General features: G+C 31.7%; 20 protein-coding genes. 9 read left to right on the forward strand and 11 right to left on the reverse strand.

Annotated features, from left to right (window positions below):
* Positions 1-456 precede the first annotated feature (456 nt).
* From thrS to rplT, 4 genes are all read left to right on the forward strand, one after another.
* Positions 457-2,391, forward strand: coding sequence for a threonine--tRNA ligase (gene thrS / locus ACVC08_RS12135; RefSeq protein ID WP_452602209.1), 1,935 nt, complete (start codon positions 457-459; stop codon positions 2,389-2,391).
* Positions 2,392-2,460: 69 nt separating this feature from the next.
* A complete protein-coding gene (gene infC, locus ACVC08_RS12140; RefSeq protein WP_452597983.1) occupies positions 2,461-2,970 on the forward strand; it encodes a translation initiation factor IF-3 in 510 nt (169 codons plus the stop codon).
* Between the two features lie 62 nt (positions 2,971-3,032).
* Positions 3,033-3,230, forward strand: coding sequence for a 50S ribosomal protein L35 (rpmI, locus tag ACVC08_RS12145; protein WP_076733479.1), 198 nt, complete (start codon positions 3,033-3,035; stop codon positions 3,228-3,230).
* Between the two features lie 145 nt (positions 3,231-3,375).
* Positions 3,376-3,720 (forward strand): 50S ribosomal protein L20, encoded by a 345-nt coding sequence (gene rplT, locus ACVC08_RS12150; protein WP_452597981.1) that lies wholly within the window; start codon positions 3,376-3,378, stop codon positions 3,718-3,720.
* 77 nt (positions 3,721-3,797) lie between these two features.
* Here the strand turns inward: rplT and ACVC08_RS12155 are convergent, their stop codons facing one another.
* The 9 genes from ACVC08_RS12155 to tgt all read right to left on the reverse strand — a co-directional run bounded on the left by ACVC08_RS12155 (position 3,798) and on the right by tgt (position 13,705).
* Positions 3,798-4,871, reverse strand: a complete 1,074-nt coding sequence (locus ACVC08_RS12155; RefSeq protein WP_452602210.1) for an adenylate/guanylate cyclase domain-containing protein — start codon at positions 4,869-4,871, stop codon at positions 3,798-3,800.
* A gap of 18 nt (positions 4,872-4,889) precedes the next feature.
* Positions 4,890-5,162, reverse strand: a complete 273-nt coding sequence (locus ACVC08_RS12160) for an EF-hand domain-containing protein (RefSeq protein WP_452602211.1) — start codon at positions 5,160-5,162, stop codon at positions 4,890-4,892.
* Between the two features lie 196 nt (positions 5,163-5,358).
* On the reverse strand, positions 5,359-6,543 hold the full coding sequence (locus tag ACVC08_RS12165) for an asparagine synthetase B (RefSeq protein ID WP_452602384.1): 1,185 nt from the start codon (positions 6,541-6,543) through the stop codon (positions 5,359-5,361).
* A gap of 202 nt (positions 6,544-6,745) precedes the next feature.
* Positions 6,746-7,783 carry an AI-2E family transporter gene (locus tag ACVC08_RS12170; RefSeq protein ID WP_452602212.1) on the reverse strand — a complete coding sequence of 346 codons (1,038 nt, stop codon included), beginning with the start codon at positions 7,781-7,783 and terminating at the stop codon, positions 6,746-6,748.
* Positions 7,784-7,890: 107 nt separating this feature from the next.
* Positions 7,891-9,423 (reverse strand): replicative DNA helicase, encoded by a 1,533-nt coding sequence (gene dnaB / locus ACVC08_RS12175; protein WP_452596597.1) that lies wholly within the window; start codon positions 9,421-9,423, stop codon positions 7,891-7,893.
* A 167-nt stretch (positions 9,424-9,590) separates the two neighbouring features.
* Positions 9,591-10,544 (reverse strand): acetyl-CoA carboxylase carboxyltransferase subunit alpha, encoded by a 954-nt coding sequence (locus ACVC08_RS12180; protein WP_452596596.1) that lies wholly within the window; start codon positions 10,542-10,544, stop codon positions 9,591-9,593.
* 70 nt (positions 10,545-10,614) lie between these two features.
* Positions 10,615-11,511, reverse strand: a complete 897-nt coding sequence (locus ACVC08_RS12185; RefSeq protein WP_452602213.1) for a DMT family transporter — start codon at positions 11,509-11,511, stop codon at positions 10,615-10,617.
* Positions 11,498-12,571 (reverse strand): LptF/LptG family permease, encoded by a 1,074-nt coding sequence (locus ACVC08_RS12190; protein ID WP_452602214.1) that lies wholly within the window; start codon positions 12,569-12,571, stop codon positions 11,498-11,500. Before ACVC08_RS12190 ends, ACVC08_RS12185 begins: the two co-directional genes overlap by 14 nt.
* A gap of 3 nt (positions 12,572-12,574) precedes the next feature.
* The gene (gene tgt, locus ACVC08_RS12195; RefSeq protein WP_452602215.1) at positions 12,575-13,705 is read right to left on the reverse strand and encodes a tRNA guanosine(34) transglycosylase Tgt; all 1,131 of its coding nucleotides are present in this window, start codon (positions 13,703-13,705) and stop codon (positions 12,575-12,577) included.
* 478 nt (positions 13,706-14,183) lie between these two features.
* Here tgt and ACVC08_RS12200 point away from each other — a divergent pair, with 478 nt between their 5' ends.
* Genes ACVC08_RS12200 through ACVC08_RS12210 form a run of 3 tightly spaced genes read left to right on the forward strand, consistent with a single transcriptional unit; the run spans position 14,184 to position 16,658 of the window.
* Complete coding sequence (locus tag ACVC08_RS12200; protein ID WP_452596592.1) at positions 14,184-15,029, forward strand: transketolase; 846 nt, start codon at positions 14,184-14,186, stop codon at positions 15,027-15,029.
* 35 nt (positions 15,030-15,064) lie between these two features.
* Positions 15,065-16,018 carry a transketolase family protein gene (locus ACVC08_RS12205; RefSeq protein ID WP_452602216.1) on the forward strand — a complete coding sequence of 318 codons (954 nt, stop codon included), beginning with the start codon at positions 15,065-15,067 and terminating at the stop codon, positions 16,016-16,018.
* 49 nt (positions 16,019-16,067) lie between these two features.
* Positions 16,068-16,658, forward strand: a complete 591-nt coding sequence (locus ACVC08_RS12210; protein ID WP_452602217.1) for a porin family protein — start codon at positions 16,068-16,070, stop codon at positions 16,656-16,658.
* Between the two features lie 89 nt (positions 16,659-16,747).
* Here the strand turns inward: ACVC08_RS12210 and ACVC08_RS12215 are convergent, their stop codons facing one another.
* On the reverse strand, positions 16,748-17,818 hold the full coding sequence (locus ACVC08_RS12215; protein WP_452598985.1) for an FKBP-type peptidyl-prolyl cis-trans isomerase: 1,071 nt from the start codon (positions 17,816-17,818) through the stop codon (positions 16,748-16,750).
* An 80-nt stretch (positions 17,819-17,898) separates the two neighbouring features.
* Here ACVC08_RS12215 and ACVC08_RS12220 point away from each other — a divergent pair, with 80 nt between their 5' ends.
* Together ACVC08_RS12220 and ACVC08_RS12225 are read left to right on the forward strand one after the other, a co-directional pair.
* On the forward strand, positions 17,899-18,273 hold the full coding sequence (locus tag ACVC08_RS12220; RefSeq protein WP_452598984.1) for an RNA-binding S4 domain-containing protein: 375 nt from the start codon (positions 17,899-17,901) through the stop codon (positions 18,271-18,273).
* Positions 18,274-18,325: 52 nt separating this feature from the next.
* On the forward strand, positions 18,326-18,829 hold the full coding sequence (locus ACVC08_RS12225) for a phosphoribosyltransferase family protein (protein ID WP_452598983.1): 504 nt from the start codon (positions 18,326-18,328) through the stop codon (positions 18,827-18,829).
* Here the strand turns inward: ACVC08_RS12225 and ACVC08_RS12230 are convergent.
* Positions 18,821-19,339 (reverse strand): shikimate kinase, encoded by a 519-nt coding sequence (locus ACVC08_RS12230; protein WP_452602218.1) that lies wholly within the window; start codon positions 19,337-19,339, stop codon positions 18,821-18,823. The two genes, ACVC08_RS12225 and ACVC08_RS12230, sit on opposite strands and share 9 nt — an antisense overlap.
* Positions 19,340-19,414 lie beyond the last annotated feature (75 nt).

The following is a 19,414-nucleotide window of genomic DNA, read 5'->3' on the forward strand; positions in this document are numbered from 1 at the left end:
TTATTTTAAATTAGTTTTTAACAGCCTTAATTTTAAGGGGTTATACACTCTTTTTTTTTAGTTTTTTTAAGGAGTGTTTTTTCTCTTCTTGTCCTTATTATATATACGCGTTTTTGGTTGGTTTTTACTCTTGTGGGGGGGTATCTATTTTTTAAGGGCCTTGTCTTTTTTTTATCTCTGCTTTTAAAGTTGTGCTTCTCTCTTGTTTTTGTTTATTGATTTCTTCAATCTTTATCTTTTTCTCTTTTGTTTAATACTCTCTTGCGTTAGGGATTGAATGGCTTGTTTGAGCTCCTTGAAAAGAGCGAGTAATGAAAGCCCGACCTAATTACTAAGCTTTTCTTGCTTTGTGATTAGGGAACGCCATAGAGAAAAGTTATATTAAAAATACAGTTTTATGTGTTGCTTGTCTATTGTTAACCTATTATCTTTGTTGCTTGAATTTTAAAACTTTTTATGATACAGATTACTTTACCCGATGGGAGTGTTAAATCTTTTGAGGAACGTTCTACTGCAATGGATGTTGCTAAAAGTATTAGTGAAGGCTTGGCTAGAAATGTTATTTCTGCAAATTTTAATGGTACTGCCGTTGAAACGACTACGCCTTTAACCACCGACGGGTCTTTAGTTTTACATACTTGGAAGACGGATGATGGTAAAAAAGCATTTTGGCATTCTTCAGCTCACGTTTTAGCTCAGGCTATTGAGGAATTATATCCTAATGCTAAGTTAACGATTGGTCCTGCTATTGATAATGGTTTTTATTATGATGTTGATTTTGGTGAGACTTCTATTTCTGACAAAGATTTTAAGGCTATTGAAACTAAAATGTTAGAGATTGCTCGTGGAAAGCATGATTTTAAAATGCGTTCTGTTTCTAAGGCTGATGCTTTGGCTTTATATAAGGATAATCCTTTTAAAACAGAATTGATTGAAAATTTAGAGGATGGCACAATTACTTTTTGTGATCATTCTACGTTTACAGATTTATGTCGTGGTGGCCATATTCCAAACACTGGAATTATTAAGGCTGTAAAAATATTATCTGTTGCTGGTGCGTATTGGAGAGGTGATGAAACCAAGCAACAACTGACTCGTGTTTATGGTATTTCGTTTCCTAAGCAAAAAGAGCTAACAGAGTATTTACATTTATTGGAAGAGGCTAAAAAGCGTGACCATAGAAAACTTGGTAAGGAGTTGGAGTTATTTACTTTTTCTCAGAAAGTTGGTGCTGGTTTGCCTTTATGGTTACCTAAGGGTGCTGCTTTACGTGAACGTTTAGAGAATTTTTTAAAGGCTGCACAAAAGAAAGCTGGCTACGAGATGGTAATGACACCTCATATTGGGCAAAAGGAACTTTATGTTACTTCTGGTCATTATGCAAAATATGGTGAAGATAGTTTTCAACCTATAAAAACGCCTAAAGATGATGAAGAGTTTTTATTAAAGCCTATGAATTGTCCTCATCATTGTGAGGTTTATAATAACAGCCAATGGTCTTATAAGGATTTACCCAAGCGTTATGCTGAATTTGGTACTGTTTATAGATATGAGCAGAGTGGAGAACTACATGGCTTAACTCGTGTTAGAGGGTTTACTCAGGATGATGCTCACTTATTTTGTACTCCAGATCAATTGGATGCGGAATTTAAAAATGTTATTGATTTAGTTTTATATGTTTTTGGCTCTCTAGGTTTTGAAAACTTTACGGCTCAGGTTTCTGTTAGAGATCCTGAAAATCCAGAGAAGTATATTGGTAATGTTGAGAACTGGGAAAAAGCTGAGCTGGCAATTATTAGTGCTGCTAAAGACAAGGGCTTAGATTATGTTATTGAAGAGGGTGAAGCTGCTTTTTACGGCCCTAAGTTAGACTTTATGGTTAAGGATGCTTTGGGTAGACAATGGCAATTAGGTACTATACAGGTTGATTACAACTTACCTGAGCGTTTTGATTTGACTTATAAGGGTAGTGACAATGAGCTACACAGACCTGTAATGATTCATCGTGCTCCTTTTGGTAGTATGGAACGTTTTATTGCTATTTTACTAGAACATACTGGTGGAAATTTCCCGCTTTGGCTAATGCCAAATCAAGTTTCTGTGCTAACTCTTAGTGAGAAATATGAAAAATACGGAGAAAAAGTTTTAAATTTGTTAGAAAATCACGAAATTCGCGCCCTTGTAGACAATAGAAATGAGACTATTGGTAAGAAAATACGAGAAGCGGAGATGAGTAAAACGCCTTATATGATTATTATTGGCGAGAATGAAGAGAAAGAAAATAAAATATCTGTTAGACAACATGGCGGAGATGATTTAGGCACAATTAGTGTAGATGAGTTTTCGGAAATTGTAAAAACAGAAATAAATAAGACATTAAAACAATTTTAAATAAGTTTAACTAAAACCTTAGAAGTCATAGCAATACGTAGAAAAAGATCAAAAGGCCCTTTAAGAGTAATTAAAGAAGACCAACACAGAATTAACTCTAAAATTAGAGCTGAAAAAGTGCGTCTAGTTGGAGATAATGTTGAAGTAGGAATATATTCTACTAGAGAAGCATTAGCAATAGCAACGGAGCAAGAATTAGACCTTGTTGAAATATCACCAAAAGCCGATCCGCCTGTTTGTAAAGTCATGGACTATAAAAAGTTCTTATACGAGCAGAAGAAACGTGATAAGGCTATAAAGTCTAAAGCAACTAAAGTTGTTATTAAAGAGATTCGTTTTGGTCCTCAAACAGATGATCATGATTACGAATTTAAAAAGAAACATGCCGAGAAGTTTCTTAAAGAGGGTGCAAAGCTTAAGGCTTTTGTATTTTTTAAAGGACGTTCTATCGTGTTTAAAGAGCAAGGACAAATTTTATTATTACGTTTAGCTCAAGATCTTGAAGAGTTTGGTAAAGTAGAACAAATGCCAAGATTAGAGGGTAAGCGTATGACCATGTTTATTGCTCCAAAAAAGTAAAGACTAGCCTTAATTAAGGTGTAAAATATTATAAGCGAGATAATTAAAACCTAGGAAACAAGATGCCTAAAATGAAAACAAAATCTAGTGCTAAGAAGCGTTTTAAGCTTACTGGTACTGGTAAAATTAAAAGAAAGCACGCGTTTAAGAGTCACATCTTAACAAAGAAGTCTAAGAAACGTAAGCTAGCTCTAACGCACAGTACTTTAGTACACCCTGCAGATGAGAACAACATTAAAGTAATGATGCGTTTAAAGTAACATTACCTTAATTGGTTAAAATTAATATTTATAAACCCTGGAGTTAGGCCATTTGATTAACGATTGTAGATTTTTGATTTACGATTTTTATACAAATTAGAAAGTGTCGATTTAAAGACCGCCTACTACAAAAAAATTTAAAACTATGCCTAGATCAGTAAATTCTGTTGCCAAAAGAGCCAGAAGAAAAAAGGTGCTTAAACAAGCAAAAGGTTACTTTGGACGTCGTAAAAACGTTTGGACAGTAGCAAAAAACGCGGTTGATAAAGCTATGCAATATGCATACAGAGACCGTAGAAACAAAAAGAGAACATTTCGTGCATTATGGATTACGCGTATTAACGCAGGAGCTAGATTACACGGTATGTCTTACTCTCAATTTATGGGGAAATTAAAAGCTAATAATATCGAATTAAACCGTAAGGTTTTAGCTGATTTAGCAATGAATAACCCTGAGGCTTTTGAAGCTGTAGTAAATAAAATTAAATAAGGCATTTTGCCTTGACTAATATCATTTCGCTTATATAAAGAAAATCCGATTCTTAATTGAATCGGATTTTTTTTATTCTAAACTTTATTTATTGCAAATAAAGTTATCTTTTCTTCTTTTCCTTTTAAGGCTATATTTCCTATTTCTGTAGTACTATAGTTATTTTTTAATTTTAAATCTCTTAATAGACTTTCGGATATTAATAACCTTTGTTTGTATTTATTACATTCTCCTTGTATTCTTGCTGTTGTATTTATTACATCTCCATGATAGGCTATTTCTTTTTTAACAGTGCCTACTTCTGTTACAATTAAATCTCCTCCATGTACTCCTGCTTTGAATTTCGGGTACACACCGTATTTTTGCATGTATTGCTTTTCTTTCTTTAATAACCTAGCTTCAAAACTATAAAATAATTCGATACAATTATTTTTAACGATTCCTTTAGTGTATGGCCAACTGAGTACTGCTTCGTCTCCTACATATTGATATATATCTGCATTATACTTTGTTATTACTATATTTAAATCGTAAAAACATTCTTGTATAAACTCACTATATTTATAATGCCCTAATTGCTCTGCTATTGTTGTTGATGCTTGTAGGTCTAGAAACATAAAAATACGCTTTTCTTCTCTTGGCTTCTTATAATGACCTATTAAAAGCTTTATAAATATGCCTTTACCAAATTTTTGATTTGCTATTTTTATAAATGCAAAAACTAACGAGCATATAATAAAATAGACTATTATTAACCAAAATACTTTACTTTTTATCCACCACCCTGAAACATCATTGGGCAAATTTACATCTCCAAATTCTTCTACTTTTCTAGATATAAATGTTATAGAAATAATTAAACTAAATAGATATATTATAGACTTTTGAATAAAAACTAAACCTATTGATAATTTTTTGGACACATATTTATCGAACAAAAAATCGACTATAGCATAAAAAGTACCTACTATTACTCCAGAAATAATTCCGAAATTAAACAGCCATTGTATTATAGAGATGTCATTTTCTATTCCTGTTTCGAGCTCTCCTATTGCATAGTATCTAATAGTTATGAATAGACACAATGCAAGAATCCAAAATACTATTGCCCACAATAGTAAGCGTAGAAATTGTAATACATTATTTTTCAATATGCTTACGACTTTAGGTTAATCTTTAGAGATTTCGTTTATGGCTATTTTAAATTCTGTCCAATCTATTTGCTCATTTTCATTTTTATCGTAACCTTCTATTAATTTAGAAGCCACTATACCTCTAATAAACCCACTTATTTCTGCTTGCTTAAGAAGTTTTACAATTTCTTTTTTTGATAGTTTTCCATCTCCATTTTCATCAAAAAAATTAAAGGCTTCCTCTGGGGTATTAAAGTGATTGGTTATTAGTATTTGAATTTTATTTAATATCCTTTCTTTTCTAGACATTATTATTATTTTTATTTTGAATATCCGTAATTAATCATAAAGTCTACCATCTACCTAAATTTGTTTTTAGATTCTCACCATGAAGCATCTATGTTTATAGATGTATGTGTTACTGAAACAAGTTCAGCTTGATGTAATAAGTAGTATTATGATACAAAAAGGACAATTTGTTTATTATTTATAACTATGCTTTAGATTATGTTTTCTGCTTCTTCTTTCTAGCGGCAGGGAATAATACATTATTTAAAATTAGCCTATAACCTGGTGATGTTGGGTGCAGGTCTAGTTCTGTTTTTGGGTCTCCTACTTTATGTGTATAATCTTCCGGATCATGCCCTCCATAAAATGTAAAAAAACCTTTTCCTTTTATTCCGTGTATATATTTTGCTTCTCCGTTAGTTCTATTTTCTCCCATAACAAGAACATTGGGTTTTATTTCATCCCTTGTAAATGAAGTGGTTTGCCCCATAAATCCTTTTACTAATGCTGTATGATTTTGACATAACATTGTTGGAATAGGATCCCATTTTGCAGAAAAATCCATTAGAGAAAAATAATCTGTTTCTTTTGGTATTTTTCGTTTTCTAGTCATATCTATACTTGAAAACTCATAGATCATTGGACTGCGCTCTAGTATAAAATCTTTAAAGGCGAATGTTTTTCTATAATCTAGTTTAGATTGATAGTTAGCATCACTTCCATCTCCATCGAACATTGGTTCGCAAATATCTACACCTTCTGCAGATAATGCAATATCAAAACTATCTGTTGCACTACACATGGCAAACATGAAGCCTCCTCCTACTACATAATCTCTAATTTTTAAAGCTACTGCTCTTTTCTCTTCTGAAACTTTATTGTAGCCTAAACTTGTTGCTAATGCTTCGGCTTCCTTTTTTTCTTCTATATACCAAGCTGCTGTTCTATAGTTTCGATAAAACTTACCGTATTGTCCTGTAAAATCTTCATGGTGTAAGTGCAGCCAATCGAATAATACCAAACCATCTTCTAATACTTCTTTATCGTATACTGTTTCATAAGGTATTTCGGCATAACTTAACACCATGGTTACTGCATCATCCCATGGCAATTTCCCTTTTGGTGTATATACTGCAATTTTAGGGGCTTTTTCTAATACTACAGCTTCCATGTTTTTACTTGGGCTACTAATGTCTTCAAGTATACTTTCTGCTTTAGTATTACTTAAGACTTCAAAACTAACACCTCGTATTTTACATTCCCTCTGTATAGCATTATTGTCTGGTAATAAAAAGGAGCCTCCTCTATAGTTTAATAACCATTTTACTTTTAAATTTTGTTTTAAAGTCCAATAGGTAATTCCATAAGCTTTTAAGTGATTATCTTGTGTTTCAGCATCCATAGGTATTAATATGTAGGATGCAAATGCCTGTGATGAGAACAGTAATATTATTATAAGTGATATTATATTTTTCAAAATATACTAAATCGTTTTATGCTTCAATCTATAGTAAATAAAGATTAAATCATTTCAATTAATTAACTTGAAAGATACTTAAAAATTGTGCTTTATTTTAAGGCTTTAAGTAAATATTAGCAGATATTTATTGTCCAGATCCAGAGATAAGACTGGCAATGCCTTTTGTACTTGGAAATTGTTCAAAAATGATTTTAAGAAATACTGTTATAGGTATTGCCATTATTAAACCTGGTATGCCCCATATAAAGCCCCAAAACATTAACATAACTAGTACTGTTATAATATTTATTGAAAATGATTTCCCCATAAAAATAGGTTCTAAAATTGCTCCAAAAAGCACTTGCACTCCAGTAATTGATAAAACAAAGAATAGTAATGTGCTTGTTGGGTCTAACTCAACAAATGCAAATATAGATAGCAAAATGACAGAAATAAATGAGCCTACCATTTGTACAAAATTAATTAGAAAAGCAAATAATCCCCAGAAAACTGGAAAACTTACATCGAAAAAGTAACATGCCAAACCTGTACCCACTCCAGTTAAAAAGCTCACTAAAAATTTTACTTTTATAAATTTAATAAGGTCTTTTTCTATCTTCCTGAATGTCTTTATCGAAGTGTGCTTTTTCTTTAATAGTGTTTTATTGAGTAGTTTTTCTACATTTATTGATTCTCCAAGCCATAAAACAACAAAAAACGTTGTCATTAATAAGGAGGTAAGAAATTTACTAACAATATTAAATGTAGGTCCAAATTTGCTAAAGACTTCATCTTTTTTAAAAAAACGAGTTAGTTTTAAATTACGGTCTGGTGCTGGTTCAACACCAAAAAAAGTATCCATATTGTATACTAAATCATTAATTTTAGTTTGTGCCTTAACAAAAAAAGTAGATTCTGTTGCTAAAATTTGTCTGCTAGATATTTTTACTAGCTCTCCTCCTATTTTTAAGCCCCCAAGTATTATTAAAACGACTATAACTATACTTACTTTTTTAGGTACTTTTTTCTTTCCTAAAAAGCGCATTAATGGTAAAAATAACAAAGCAATAAACATTGAAAATACCAATGGTATAAATATAAAAGACAGTACTTTTAATAAATAAAATATTATAGGTATTACTATTACTAATAGTAACATATTTGTAGTACGTGTCTTATCCATTTTGTATTAATAATTATTGTTAGGTAATAACTTCATTTACGTCGCAAAAATACTTTAAAACTGACTTTTTATAAAGTATTTAGCATTAGAATTAATTTTTATATTATTTAAAATGGAACATCATCATCGTCTGGGCTGCCAAACGCATCTTCTGGAGAGGCTGTAAAGTTATCTGGGGTAAATGTATCATCATTTGCTGCTGCATTCATTTTACTATGAAACTCTTGCCCAAATGGTGTATCGAAATCATCTAAGTTGTCGAATTTACCTAGATGACCAATAAATTTAAGTCTAATGTTTTCTAGTCCACCATTACGGTGTTTTGCAACAATAAACTCTCCTTGACCAGCTGTTGGTGAATGATCATCATCATCCCATTCATCAATTTTATAGTATTCTGGTCTATAGATAAACGATACTATATCTGCATCTTGTTCAATTGCTCCAGATTCACGTAAATCTGATAATAAGGGTCTTTTACTACCTCCACGTGTTTCTACCGCACGTGATAATTGCGATAATGCAATTACTGGTACCATTAATTCTTTTGCTAGAGCTTTTAAGTTTCGAGAAATTGTTGATATTTCTTGCTCACGGTTTCCTCCTGCTCCTGCGGCTGTCATTAACTGCAAGTAATCAATCATAATCATTTTTATACCATGTTGAGATGCTAATCTTCGAGCTTTTGCTCTCAAATCAAAAATTGATAATGATGGAGTATCATCTATAAACAAAGGTGCTTTTTCTAAATCTTTTACTTTTACATTAAGTTGTTCCCACTCGTGTTTTTCTAGTTTTCCTGTTCTCAGTTTTTCTGAGGATAGCCCTGTTTCACTAGATATTAAACGGGTAATTAACTGTACTGATGCCATCTCTAAAGAGAAAAATGCAACTGGTATATTTGAGTTAACTGCAATGTTTCTTGCCATTGTTAGTGTTAGGGCCGTTTTTCCCATACCTGGACGAGCTGCAACAATAATTAAATCACTTGGTTGCCAGCCAGAAGTTAATTCATCTAGTTTAGTAAAACCAGTAGGAATTCCACTCATTCCTTCTTGTTTAGATATTTCTTCAATTTTCTTTTTGGCTTGTATTACTAAATCTTGAGCAGTTTCACTAGATTTTTTAATGTTACCTTGTGTTACTTCGTATAATTTAGATTCTGCATGGTCTAATAAATCAAAAACATCCTTTGTTTCATCGTAAGCTTCTTCTATAATTTCGTTAGATATTTTTATTAAGCTTCGTTGAATAAATTTTTGAAGAATAATACGGGCATGAAACTCTATATGCGCAGATGATGATACTTTTTGAGTTAATGAAATAAGATAAAAGTCTCCTCCTATTAAATCTAACTTACCGTTGGTCTTTAATTGGTTAGAAACTGTTAATATGTCTATAGGCTCGCTTTCCTGAAACAGCATAAAAACGGCTTCAAAAATATGTTGATGTGCTTCTTTATAAAAAGCTTCTGGGCTTAAAATATCAATGACTTCATCTACTCCTTTCTTATCAATCATCATAGCACCAAGCACAACCTCCTCTAATTCAATGGCTTGAGGTGGTATTTTCCCTTTTTCAAGGCTAATAATAGTGCTTTTATCAACTTTATAGCCGGAAAATTGTTGTGGTTGTTTCATAGTTAGCGAAAGTAAATAAATTGATTATGTGAACAGAATTTAAACGCCTTTCAATCTTCACATGTAGTGAACATTTATAGTGTTAATAACTCTTTTTTTTTGTTAATAAGCATAAAAAAATCTGAAAGACTAGCTTTCAGATTTTATTTTTTTAGGTTTTATAGCTACTAGCCTTTGTAAACTCCCATTTGAGAATATTTATCCATCCTCTGGTCTACTAAATCTTTTGGTGATAAGTTTTTAAATTCATCATAAGCACTAACAATAGCATTTTTTACAGTTAAAAATGTTTTTTCTCTGTCGCTATGTGCTCCGCCTAATGGTTCTTTAACAATCTCATCAACCAATTTCATTTTCTTCATATCTGTTGCTGTTAATTTTAAAGCTTCTGCTGCAGTTTCTTTAAATTCCCAACTTCTCCACAAAATAGAAGAACACGATTCTGGCGATATTACAGAATACCATGTATTCTCTAACATTAGTACTTTATCTCCAACACCAATACCTAGTGCACCTCCTGAAGCTCCTTCTCCAATTACTACTGTAATAATTGGCACTTTAAGACGTGTCATTTCTAATATATTTCTTGCAATAGCTTCTCCTTGTCCACGTTCTTCAGCTTCTAAGCCTGGGTATGCTCCCGGCGTATCTAATAATGTTACTACTGGAATACCAAACTTCTCAGCAGATTTCATTAAACGCAAAGCTTTACGGTAACCTTCTGGATTAGCCATACCAAAGTTTCTATACTGTCGTGTTTTGGTGTTATAGCCTTTTTGCTGCCCAATAAACATGTAGCTTTGGTCTCCAATTTTACCTAAACCACCAATCATAGCTTTATCATCTTTAAAGTTACGATCGCCGTGTAATTCTAAAAATGAATCTCCACATAATGCTTTAATATAGTCTAAAGTATATGGTCTATTTGGATGGCGTGACATTTGTACACGTTGCCATGGCGTTAAATTTTTATATATATCCTTTTTGGTCGCAGTTAATTTCTTTTCTATTTGCTTGCAGGTTTGTGTAACATCTACATCGCTTTCTTCTCCAATAACCTGACACTTTTGAAGTTGCTCTTCTAGCTCTTTTATCGGTAATTCAAATTCTAAATATTCCATAGGGAATTTATTATTTGTTTAGTTCTTAGTTTAGTTGACAAATATAAAAACTTTAATTGTTAATTTAGTATTAAGTTGCTTTCCTTTTTATCGTTTTTATATTTTTTAAAATACCATTTAATATTACAACGCCCAGTATTATTGCCGCTCCGTAATAAAATTCTGATGACATTTTTTCTGAATTTGGGAAGTAAATTATTGCTATTACAATGCCATATATAGGTTCTAAATTATAGGTTAGTACAACTGTGTATGGGCTTATTTGTTTCATTACATATACAGATGCTATAAAAGCATATGCTGTACAAACTGATGCTAATATGAACAAATACCAAAAGTCTGAATTACTAATTTGAAAATATTCTACAGAAAATCCTCCTCCAAACAGTTGGATAAAAATAGAAATGAATATAACACCACTAATAAATTCGTAAAAAGAAATTTTTGTAGCTGAATGTTCTTCTAAAAATTTCCCATTTAATACCGCAAAAAGGGATGAAAAAAATGCAGATGATATTCCTAATATAATTCCAGTTATATGTTTAATTTCACTTTGAGTAATTATCCATACGCCAATTATAACTATAATTCCAAATAAAATTTCGTACCATATTATTTTTCTCTTATAAATCATTGGTTCTATAAAAGAAGCAAAAAAGGCTCCTGTAGAAAACATAGCTAAAGTAATAGATATGTTAGAGGCATCTATGGCTGCAAAAAAGGTTATCCAGTGCAGTGCTATAATTATTCCAGCTACAGATAATTTAATTAATGATTTTTTTGAAATCTTTATATCTATTTTCACTATTTTAATGTAGATATACATTAAAACCGTAGCTATTAACATTCTATACCAAACTAATGAAACAGCCTCTATTGTTATTAGTTTACCTAAAATAGCTGTAAAACCTGCTATAAATACTAAGAGATGTAAATGAAGGTAGTTTTTAAACTTATCGTTTAGCATTGTATATAAGTATTATACCTAGTATACCAAATATTATATTAGAAAACCATACAGCCAATAATGGTGAAAAATCTGATTGGGCTGCCATAGTACCAAAAATTTTATCAAAAAACACAAAGATCATGGCTATACAAATACCGAAGGCAAGGTTTACCCCCATACCTCCTCTTCGTTTTCTTGAGGATACGGCTACAGCAATAATTGTTAAAATAAAAACAGACACTGGTAAACTCCACTTTCTGTATAATTCTAATTTATAACGACTTATATTAGACGAACCTCGTTTTTCTTCTCTTTCAATAAATCGTCGTAAATCGCTATATGTTTTTGTTTCTGCAATGTAAGATTCAGGAGTTAAATCTTCTAGATCAAATGAAAACAATGTATCCTTCTTCCTTTTAAATTCTAAGGTATCTCCATTAATTCCCACAGTTCTTTTTAAGTAGCTCCTTAAACGATAAGTACTATCTTCTTCTTTATAACGAATATTAGTAGATTCAATTTTATATGTCATTTTACCATCTTCAAAATGCTCTAAGGTAAAATTATGCCCTATTTTTTTATTAGAGTCGAAATGACTTACAAAGATAATATCGTTATCATTAATCTGTTTTAATAAACGTCCGCTCTCAACCGCTTTCCTTCCTTTTAAATATTTGTATTGAAAATCATTAAACCCTTTACTAGCATTAGGAGCCAGATATAAACCTAATATTATAGAAAAACCTGCAACTAAACTTGCTCCTATTAAATATGGTCTTAGAAATCTTGAAAATGATACCCCTGAACTTAAAAAAGCTACTATCTCTGTATTATTAGCTAGTTTGGAGGTAAACCAAATGACTGATAAAAATAAAAATAAAGGAAAAAGCAAGTGTGCAAAGTAGATAGTAAAGTCTAGCAAGTAAACCATTACCTCTCCAAAAGGAACTTCTTTTTCTAATATTTTACCTATTTTTTCTGCTAAATGTACTGTTATACCTATAGGAATAAACAGTAATATCATCATTAAAAATGTGAATAAGTAGCGCTTTAGTATGTACCAGTCTAATATTTTCAAGAGTTATAAGCGATTATTCATTTGTTTAACCATCATATCTTTCCACGTTCTAAAATCTCCTGCTAATATATGTTTTCTTGCTTCGCGAACCAACCATAAGTAAAACCCTAAGTTGTGTATGGTTGCTATTTGCTTACCTAACAATTCATTAACTGTAAATAAGTGACGTAAATAAGCTTTAGAATACTCTGTGTCTACAAATGTAATTCCCATTTCATCTATTGGAGAAAAATCGTCACGCCATTTTAAGTTCTTAATATTTATACTACCATAAGCCGTAAATAACATTCCGTTCCTAGCATTACGTGTTGGCATAACGCAATCGAACATATCTACTCCTAAAGCAATATTTTCTAAAATATTTATAGGTGTCCCTACGCCCATTAAATAACGCGGTTTATCTTCTGGTAATATATCGGTTACCACTTCTGTCATAGCATACATTTCTTCTGCTGGTTCTCCTACTGAAAGCCCTCCAATGGCATTTCCTTCTGCGCCAACATTTGCTATATATTCTGCAGATTGTTTACGTAAATCTTTATATGTACTTCCTTGTACGATAGGGAAAAATGCTTGTGAGTAATCGTATTTAAATGGTGTTTTTTCTAGGTGATTTATACAACGGTTTAACCATCTATGCGTCATGTGCATAGATCGTTTTGCATAATTATAATCGCATGGATAGGGTGTACACTCGTCGAAAGCCATAATAATATCGGCACCTATACTTCGCTGAATTTCCATGACATTTTCGGGTGTAAATGTATGGTAACTTCCGTCTATGTGCGATTTAAACTTTACACCTTCTTCTTTTATTTTTCTTCTAGAAGATAATGAATAGACTTGATACCCTCCAGAATCGGTTAAAATATTACGATCCCAATTCATAAATTTATGCAAACCTCCTGCCTTTTCAAGAATTTCGGTTTGTGGTCTTAAATATAAATGATAGGTATTTCCTAAAATAATATCAGGATTTATTTCCTCTCTTAATTCTTTTTGGTGCACCCCTTTAACAGAGGCTACTGTACCAACAGGCATAAATATAGGAGTTTCTATAACTCCATGATCTGTGGTTACTACTCCCGCCCTTGCATTACTCTGTGGATCCTTTGCTTTTAAATCAAACGTCATATTTTAATCGAATCGTATATAAATATTACAATAGAGATAGAAATAAGTATACAAAACCAATAATTAAGCTATACTACTTATTTTTCTATTCTGTTTTATTATAAAATGAATTAACAATAATACAAAAGGGACAAAAATAAACATCGAATTAATTATCGATGTTTTTATTGTGCTAGCAATTAGCTAAGCATTCTTTCCGTTTTGAATTTCTATACCTCTTAATCTTGAAGATAAAATGTAAAATTTATAATCAAGATAATACAACTAATGATAGATAGTATTCCAAAAGTATTCTTTTTTGATAAAATTCATTCGCCTGCAAAGATAATTAACAAAATGTCTTATGGTCTTAAACATTTAATAAAATTTACAATTGTTAGCAAATCGAGTCAATTCGTTAATAAATGAAGTTAAATAAGCATTGTAAAAGGCGTTTAAAAAAGTTATTTTTGAGCCCAATTAACATAACGCTAAAAAAATGGCAAACACACAACAATTAGAAGATATTACAACACAAGTACGTAGAGACATTTTACGTATGGTTCATAAGGTAAATTCTGGGCATCCAGGAGGATCTTTAGGCTGCGCAGAGTTTTTTGTAGCTCTTTATAACGACATAATGGACAGAAAAGACGGTTTTGACATGGACGGTATTGGAGAAGATTTATTTTTCCTTTCTAACGGACATATTTCTCCTGTTTATTACAGTGTGCTTGCTAGAGCTGGGTATTTTCCAGTAGACGAGCTTAATACCTTTAGATTAATTAATTCTAGACTGCAAGGTCACCCAACAACTCATGAAAACTTACCAGGTGTAAGAATTGCTTCGGGTTCTCTTGGTCAAGGAATGTCTGTAGCTTTAGGTGCTGCGCAAGCAAAAAAACTAAATGGTTGTAATCATTTAATTTATAGCCTACATGGTGATGGTGAATTACAAGAAGGTCAAAATTGGGAAGCAATCATGTATGCCTCTGGAAAAAAAGTAGATAATATAATTGCTACTATAGATTTAAACGGAAAACAAATTGATGGTGCTACAGATGATGTATTACCTATGGGAGATGTTAAAGCTAAATTTGAAGCGTTCGATTGGATTGTTATAGAGATAAAAGAAGGTAACAATATGGAAGCTATTTTAAAAGGAATGGCTGAAGCAAAATCTAAAACCGGACAAGGTAAACCTGTTTGTGTTTTATTAGAAACAATGATGGGTAATGGTGTTGACTTCATGATGCACACTCATGCTTGGCATGGAAAAGCACCTAATGACGAGCAATTAGCTAGCGCTCTTGCACAAAATCCTGAAACTTTAGGAGATTACTAACCCTTTTTAGATTTACTAATTACGATTTTACACTTATGAAAACATATACAAATACAGGAAGTAAAGATACCCGTTCAGGTTTTGGAGCTGGTTTAACAGAGTTAGGTAGAACAAACCCTAATGTTGTTGCACTTTGTGCCGATTTAGTTGGCTCTTTAAAAATGGATCAATTTATTGAAGAAAACCCAGAACGTTTTTTTCAAATAGGAATCGCAGAAGCAAACATGATAGGTATTGCTGCTGGATTAACTGTTGGTGGAAAAATACCATTTACAGGTACTTTTGCAAACTTTTCAACAGGTCGTGTTTACGACCAAATTAGACAAAGTGTTGCTTATTCTGATAAAAATGTGAAAATTTGTGCATCTCATGCGGGATTAACACTAGGAGAAGATGGAGCTACCCACCAGATTTTAGAAGATATTGGTTTAATGAAAATGTTACCAGGTATGGTTGTTATTAATCCTTGTGATTATAACCAAACTAAGGCTGCAACATTAGCTATAGCAGAACACCATGGACCAGTATACTTACGTTTTGGAAGACCAAAAGTAGCTAATTTCACTCCAGAAAATCAAACGTTTGAAATTGGTAAAGCCGTACACCTTGTTGAAGGAACAGATGTTACTATTGTAGCCACTGGTCATTTAGTTTGGGAAACTCTTGAAGCTGCTAAAGCATTAAATGAAAAAGGAATTTCTGCTGAAGTTATTAACATACATACTATAAAACCTTTAGATGCTAATGCTATTATAGAATCTGTAAGCAAAACAAAATGTATAGTTACTGCAGAAGAACATAACCATTTAGGTGGTTTAGGAGAAAGTGTTGCAAGGGTATTAGCAACTAACAAACCAACACCACAAGAATTTATTGCAACAAACGATACTTTTGGAGAATCTGGAACACCAGCTCAGCTTATGGAAAAGTATGGTTTAAATAGTGATGCAATTGTGAGCGCTTGTGAAAAAGTGATACAAAGAAAATAATATGGCACGCTTTTCGTTTTATATTTAGAAATCAATAAAACGAAAAATTATGAAAAACATATTTTTAACTGTAGTTTTTACAGTAATAATAGCCACATCCGCTTTCGCGCAAAGTGGAAGCGGATTTGGGCTTAAAGGTGGTGTTAATTACAATGCCAATGGCAGTTATTTCGATGCCATAAATAATACTTCTAAAGATCCTACAGCTACAGTAGGTTACCATATAGGTATTTTCGGGAAATTAGGAAACAAACTATATTTTAGACCTGAGCTAGTGTATACCAGTACTAAAAGCGATTATGATACTGCTGGTGATTTCTCTATGCAAAAATTAGATGCACCACTTTTAGTTGGTATAAAAGTTATAGGTCCTGTACACGTCTTTGCTGGCCCTTCTTTACAATACATTCTAGAATCAGATTTAAGCAATGCGGTTATAGACAAGCTTGAAAATGATTTTTCTGTTGGACTACATTTTGGTATAGGTCTAAATATAGACCAACTAGGTCTGGATTTAAGGTATGAACGTGGTTTTAATAATAATGAAGCCACTGTAATAACAAATAACACAACAATAGCTGCAGATAGATTAGATACAAGACCAGAGCAGCTTATATTAAGTTTATCTTATAAGCTATAAGAAAACAAACTGGCTTTTACCTATTTATTATAAACAAAACAGCCAACTCAATGAGTTGGCTGTTTGTATTTTATTTACATTCTAAAAATTTAATCATCGCTTAAATTATTAGTTACCGTATTATCTAAATAATCTGGTAAATCTGGAGAATCTGATGTATTAGTATTAGGCACCACAACAGTGTTTAAAATGTACGTTCCATCATTTTCTATTTCTATACTAACAAATACTTCATCGGCAGCAGCATTATTATCATAATACATTTGTGCATCAGCTTCTGTTGCAAATTCTACATCACTTTCATTTTTAGTATACGCTTTCTTTATAACTTCATCTCTGGTTAGTACACCATCTCCATCATCATCATTATCTATAAAATTCACTAATAAATCACCATCTGTATTATCATCTAGTCCATCACCAGACATAGATAAGTCTTCTAAATAAGAAGGTATTCCATCTAAATCGAAATCTGTATTACTTCTAGAGTATACATTAAACCTAAAGAAAATTGGTGCATATTGAGGAATAGAACCTACTGGTCTAGAGAAATAACCTAATCCAGAAGGAATAAAAGCTGCTCCAATTCCGTGATTATGGTAAACCACAGACCCATCTGCTGCTTCTGTAAATCCATCTGCCGTTTTAAACTCTGTTAACCCTTCTCTAAACCCAGCCACAACTCCTCCTTGAGAACCTACTGTTGTTAAATTAAAAAAGGCAGGTGTTACAGCACTATCAAAAGAAGTACCGTCTACAAGCGTTCCATTATATGTTACGGCTGCTTTATCTAAACCATGTACATTTTTATTAAGCCCTTCTCTTACTTTTAGTATATATAACTTATAGTCTATACCATCTTGTGTAATCGTTTTTGCTATAACTTGATCCATTAAAGGAATCTTATCTGCATTAGCCCCCTCTATTGTATCAAAAACTAATTCAAACTCATCATTTGCTAAAGAATATTCTGGATTTGCATTAAATTCTTCGTAATTATAAAAGTGTGTTTCTAAGTATTCTTCTATCTCTATGAGATCTTCATCGTACACTTCTTGTCTGTCTCTATCTGGAATAATCTCTGGTCCATCATCCTTTTTACAAGAAAAAGATAATAATACTATAGATAAAGTTGCTAAAGTTAGTTTTCTTAAATTCATTTATTGCTTATTTTTGGGTGCAAGATAAGTTTAAATATAATTTTGCACAATATCATTAACGTAGATTTTAGATTATTTGTATGCGTATAGACAAGTATTTATGGTGTGTAAGGCACTACAAGACAAGGAATATTGCAACTACTGCTTGTAAAAAGGGGCATGTTAAAGTAAACGGACAAGCAGTAAAACCAAGTAGAGAGGTCTATGTAACTGACAAAATTGAACTTAGAAAAAACCAGATTAATTATAGTTTAACAGTTTTAGATATTCCTCCTAACCGCGTTGGAGCAAAACTTGTTGACATCTATAGAGTAGATACAACTCCAAAGTCTGCTTTTGAAGCTCAAGAGCTTTTAAAATTTGCTAAAGATCATTATCGCAAAAAAGGCACAGGAAGACCTACAAAAAAAGACAGGCGAGACATTGACGATATTTATAAAGAAAATGAATCGTAAAAAGCAATTTAATTCTTTCTTCTGTTTTATATTTGACTAAAATAATTTCTTTATGACTGCATTAAAAAATAGTATTCTCTCTCACGACGAAATAAATCATAAAATAAAACGTATTGCTTATCAAATTTATGAGAGTAATGTTAACGAATCTGAGGTTATTTTAGCGGGTATAGATCGTAATGGTTATATATTGGCAGAGAAATTAAAAACAATATTAGAAGACGTCTCCCCTATTACCCCTATATTATGTAAAGTTAGTATTGATAAAAAAGATCCTAGACAAACTATAGAAACATCAATTACACCTGAAGCTTACACTAATAAATCTGTTATACTTATAGATGATGTTTTAAATTCTGGAACAACCTTAATTTATGGCGTAAAGCATTTTTTAGATGTTCCATTAAAACAATTTAAAACTGCTGTATTGGTAAACCGAAATCATAAAAAATATCCTGTAAAAGCAGATTTTAAAGGCATATCGTTATCTACCTCTTTAAACGAACATGTAAATGTTGTTTTAGAAGGTGATACTTATGAAGCTGTTTTAAAATAACTTTAATAAAATAGCTTCTATAATTGCTTCTGGATTTTCATTGGCATCTATTATAACATCTGCTTGATTATAAAAATTAGACCTTTCAAATAAATGTTTTCCAATAAATTCGGTTAATAATTCTTCTGTTTCTATATGGGCTATAATTGGCCTTTGCTCCTTTTCTGTTTTTAACCTGTTAACTAATTCTGGAATAGAAACTCTTAAATATATTGTTTTAAAGTTCTCGTTTGCTTTAAGCAACGCCATTGTATTATAATAACATGGCGTCCCACCACCTAAAGAAATCACTGTTTTCTCACTTGTATCTAACAGCGTATTTAAATGTTTATGTTCTACTTTTCTAAAAAATAGTTCTCCTTTTTTATCAAATAGTTCACTTACCGAATTCTGTTCTTCAGATTCTATATAAGCATCTAAATCAATATAATTATAATGTAAGGCTTCTGCTAGTTTTTTTCCTATTAATGACTTCCCTGAGGCCATATATCCCAATAAAATTATATTCATTTTTTTGTTATCAATTTGATTATTAAAAGCATAGAAAATTGCAGTGCAAAAAAACAAAAAAAACTTTAAATTAGT

It is taken from the genome of Pontimicrobium sp. MEBiC06410 (assembly GCF_053601615.1).

What these genes read in the sequence shown, in the direction of transcription:
- thrS (WP_452602209.1), top strand. Translation starts at nt 457, where the DNA reads ATGATACAGATTACTTTACCCGATGGGAGTGTTAAATCTTTTGAGGAA.
- rpmI (WP_076733479.1), top strand. Translation starts at nt 3,033, where the DNA reads ATGCCTAAAATGAAAACAAAATCTAGTGCTAAGAAGCGTTTTAAGCTT.
- rplT (WP_452597981.1), top strand. Translation starts at nt 3,376, where the DNA reads ATGCCTAGATCAGTAAATTCTGTTGCCAAAAGAGCCAGAAGAAAAAAG.
- ACVC08_RS12160 (WP_452602211.1), bottom strand. Translation starts at nt 5,162, where the DNA reads ATGTCTAGAAAAGAAAGGATATTAAATAAAATTCAAATACTAATAACC.
- ACVC08_RS12165 (WP_452602384.1), bottom strand. Translation starts at nt 6,543, where the DNA reads ATGGATGCTGAAACACAAGATAATCACTTAAAAGCTTATGGAATTACC.
- ACVC08_RS12170 (WP_452602212.1), bottom strand. Translation starts at nt 7,783, where the DNA reads ATGGATAAGACACGTACTACAAATATGTTACTATTAGTAATAGTAATA.
- dnaB (WP_452596597.1), bottom strand. Translation starts at nt 9,423, where the DNA reads ATGAAACAACCACAACAATTTTCCGGCTATAAAGTTGATAAAAGCACT.
- ACVC08_RS12180 (WP_452596596.1), bottom strand. Translation starts at nt 10,544, where the DNA reads ATGGAATATTTAGAATTTGAATTACCGATAAAAGAGCTAGAAGAGCAA.
- ACVC08_RS12185 (WP_452602213.1), bottom strand. Translation starts at nt 11,511, where the DNA reads ATGCTAAACGATAAGTTTAAAAACTACCTTCATTTACATCTCTTAGTA.
- tgt (WP_452602215.1), bottom strand. Translation starts at nt 13,705, where the DNA reads ATGACGTTTGATTTAAAAGCAAAGGATCCACAGAGTAATGCAAGGGCG.
- ACVC08_RS12200 (WP_452596592.1), top strand. Translation starts at nt 14,184, where the DNA reads ATGGCAAACACACAACAATTAGAAGATATTACAACACAAGTACGTAGA.
- ACVC08_RS12205 (WP_452602216.1), top strand. Translation starts at nt 15,065, where the DNA reads ATGAAAACATATACAAATACAGGAAGTAAAGATACCCGTTCAGGTTTT.
- ACVC08_RS12210 (WP_452602217.1), top strand. Translation starts at nt 16,068, where the DNA reads ATGAAAAACATATTTTTAACTGTAGTTTTTACAGTAATAATAGCCACA.
- ACVC08_RS12215 (WP_452598985.1), bottom strand. Translation starts at nt 17,818, where the DNA reads ATGAATTTAAGAAAACTAACTTTAGCAACTTTATCTATAGTATTATTA.
- ACVC08_RS12220 (WP_452598984.1), top strand. Translation starts at nt 17,899, where the DNA reads ATGCGTATAGACAAGTATTTATGGTGTGTAAGGCACTACAAGACAAGG.
- ACVC08_RS12225 (WP_452598983.1), top strand. Translation starts at nt 18,326, where the DNA reads ATGACTGCATTAAAAAATAGTATTCTCTCTCACGACGAAATAAATCAT.
- ACVC08_RS12230 (WP_452602218.1), bottom strand. Translation starts at nt 19,339, where the DNA reads ATGAATATAATTTTATTGGGATATATGGCCTCAGGGAAGTCATTAATA.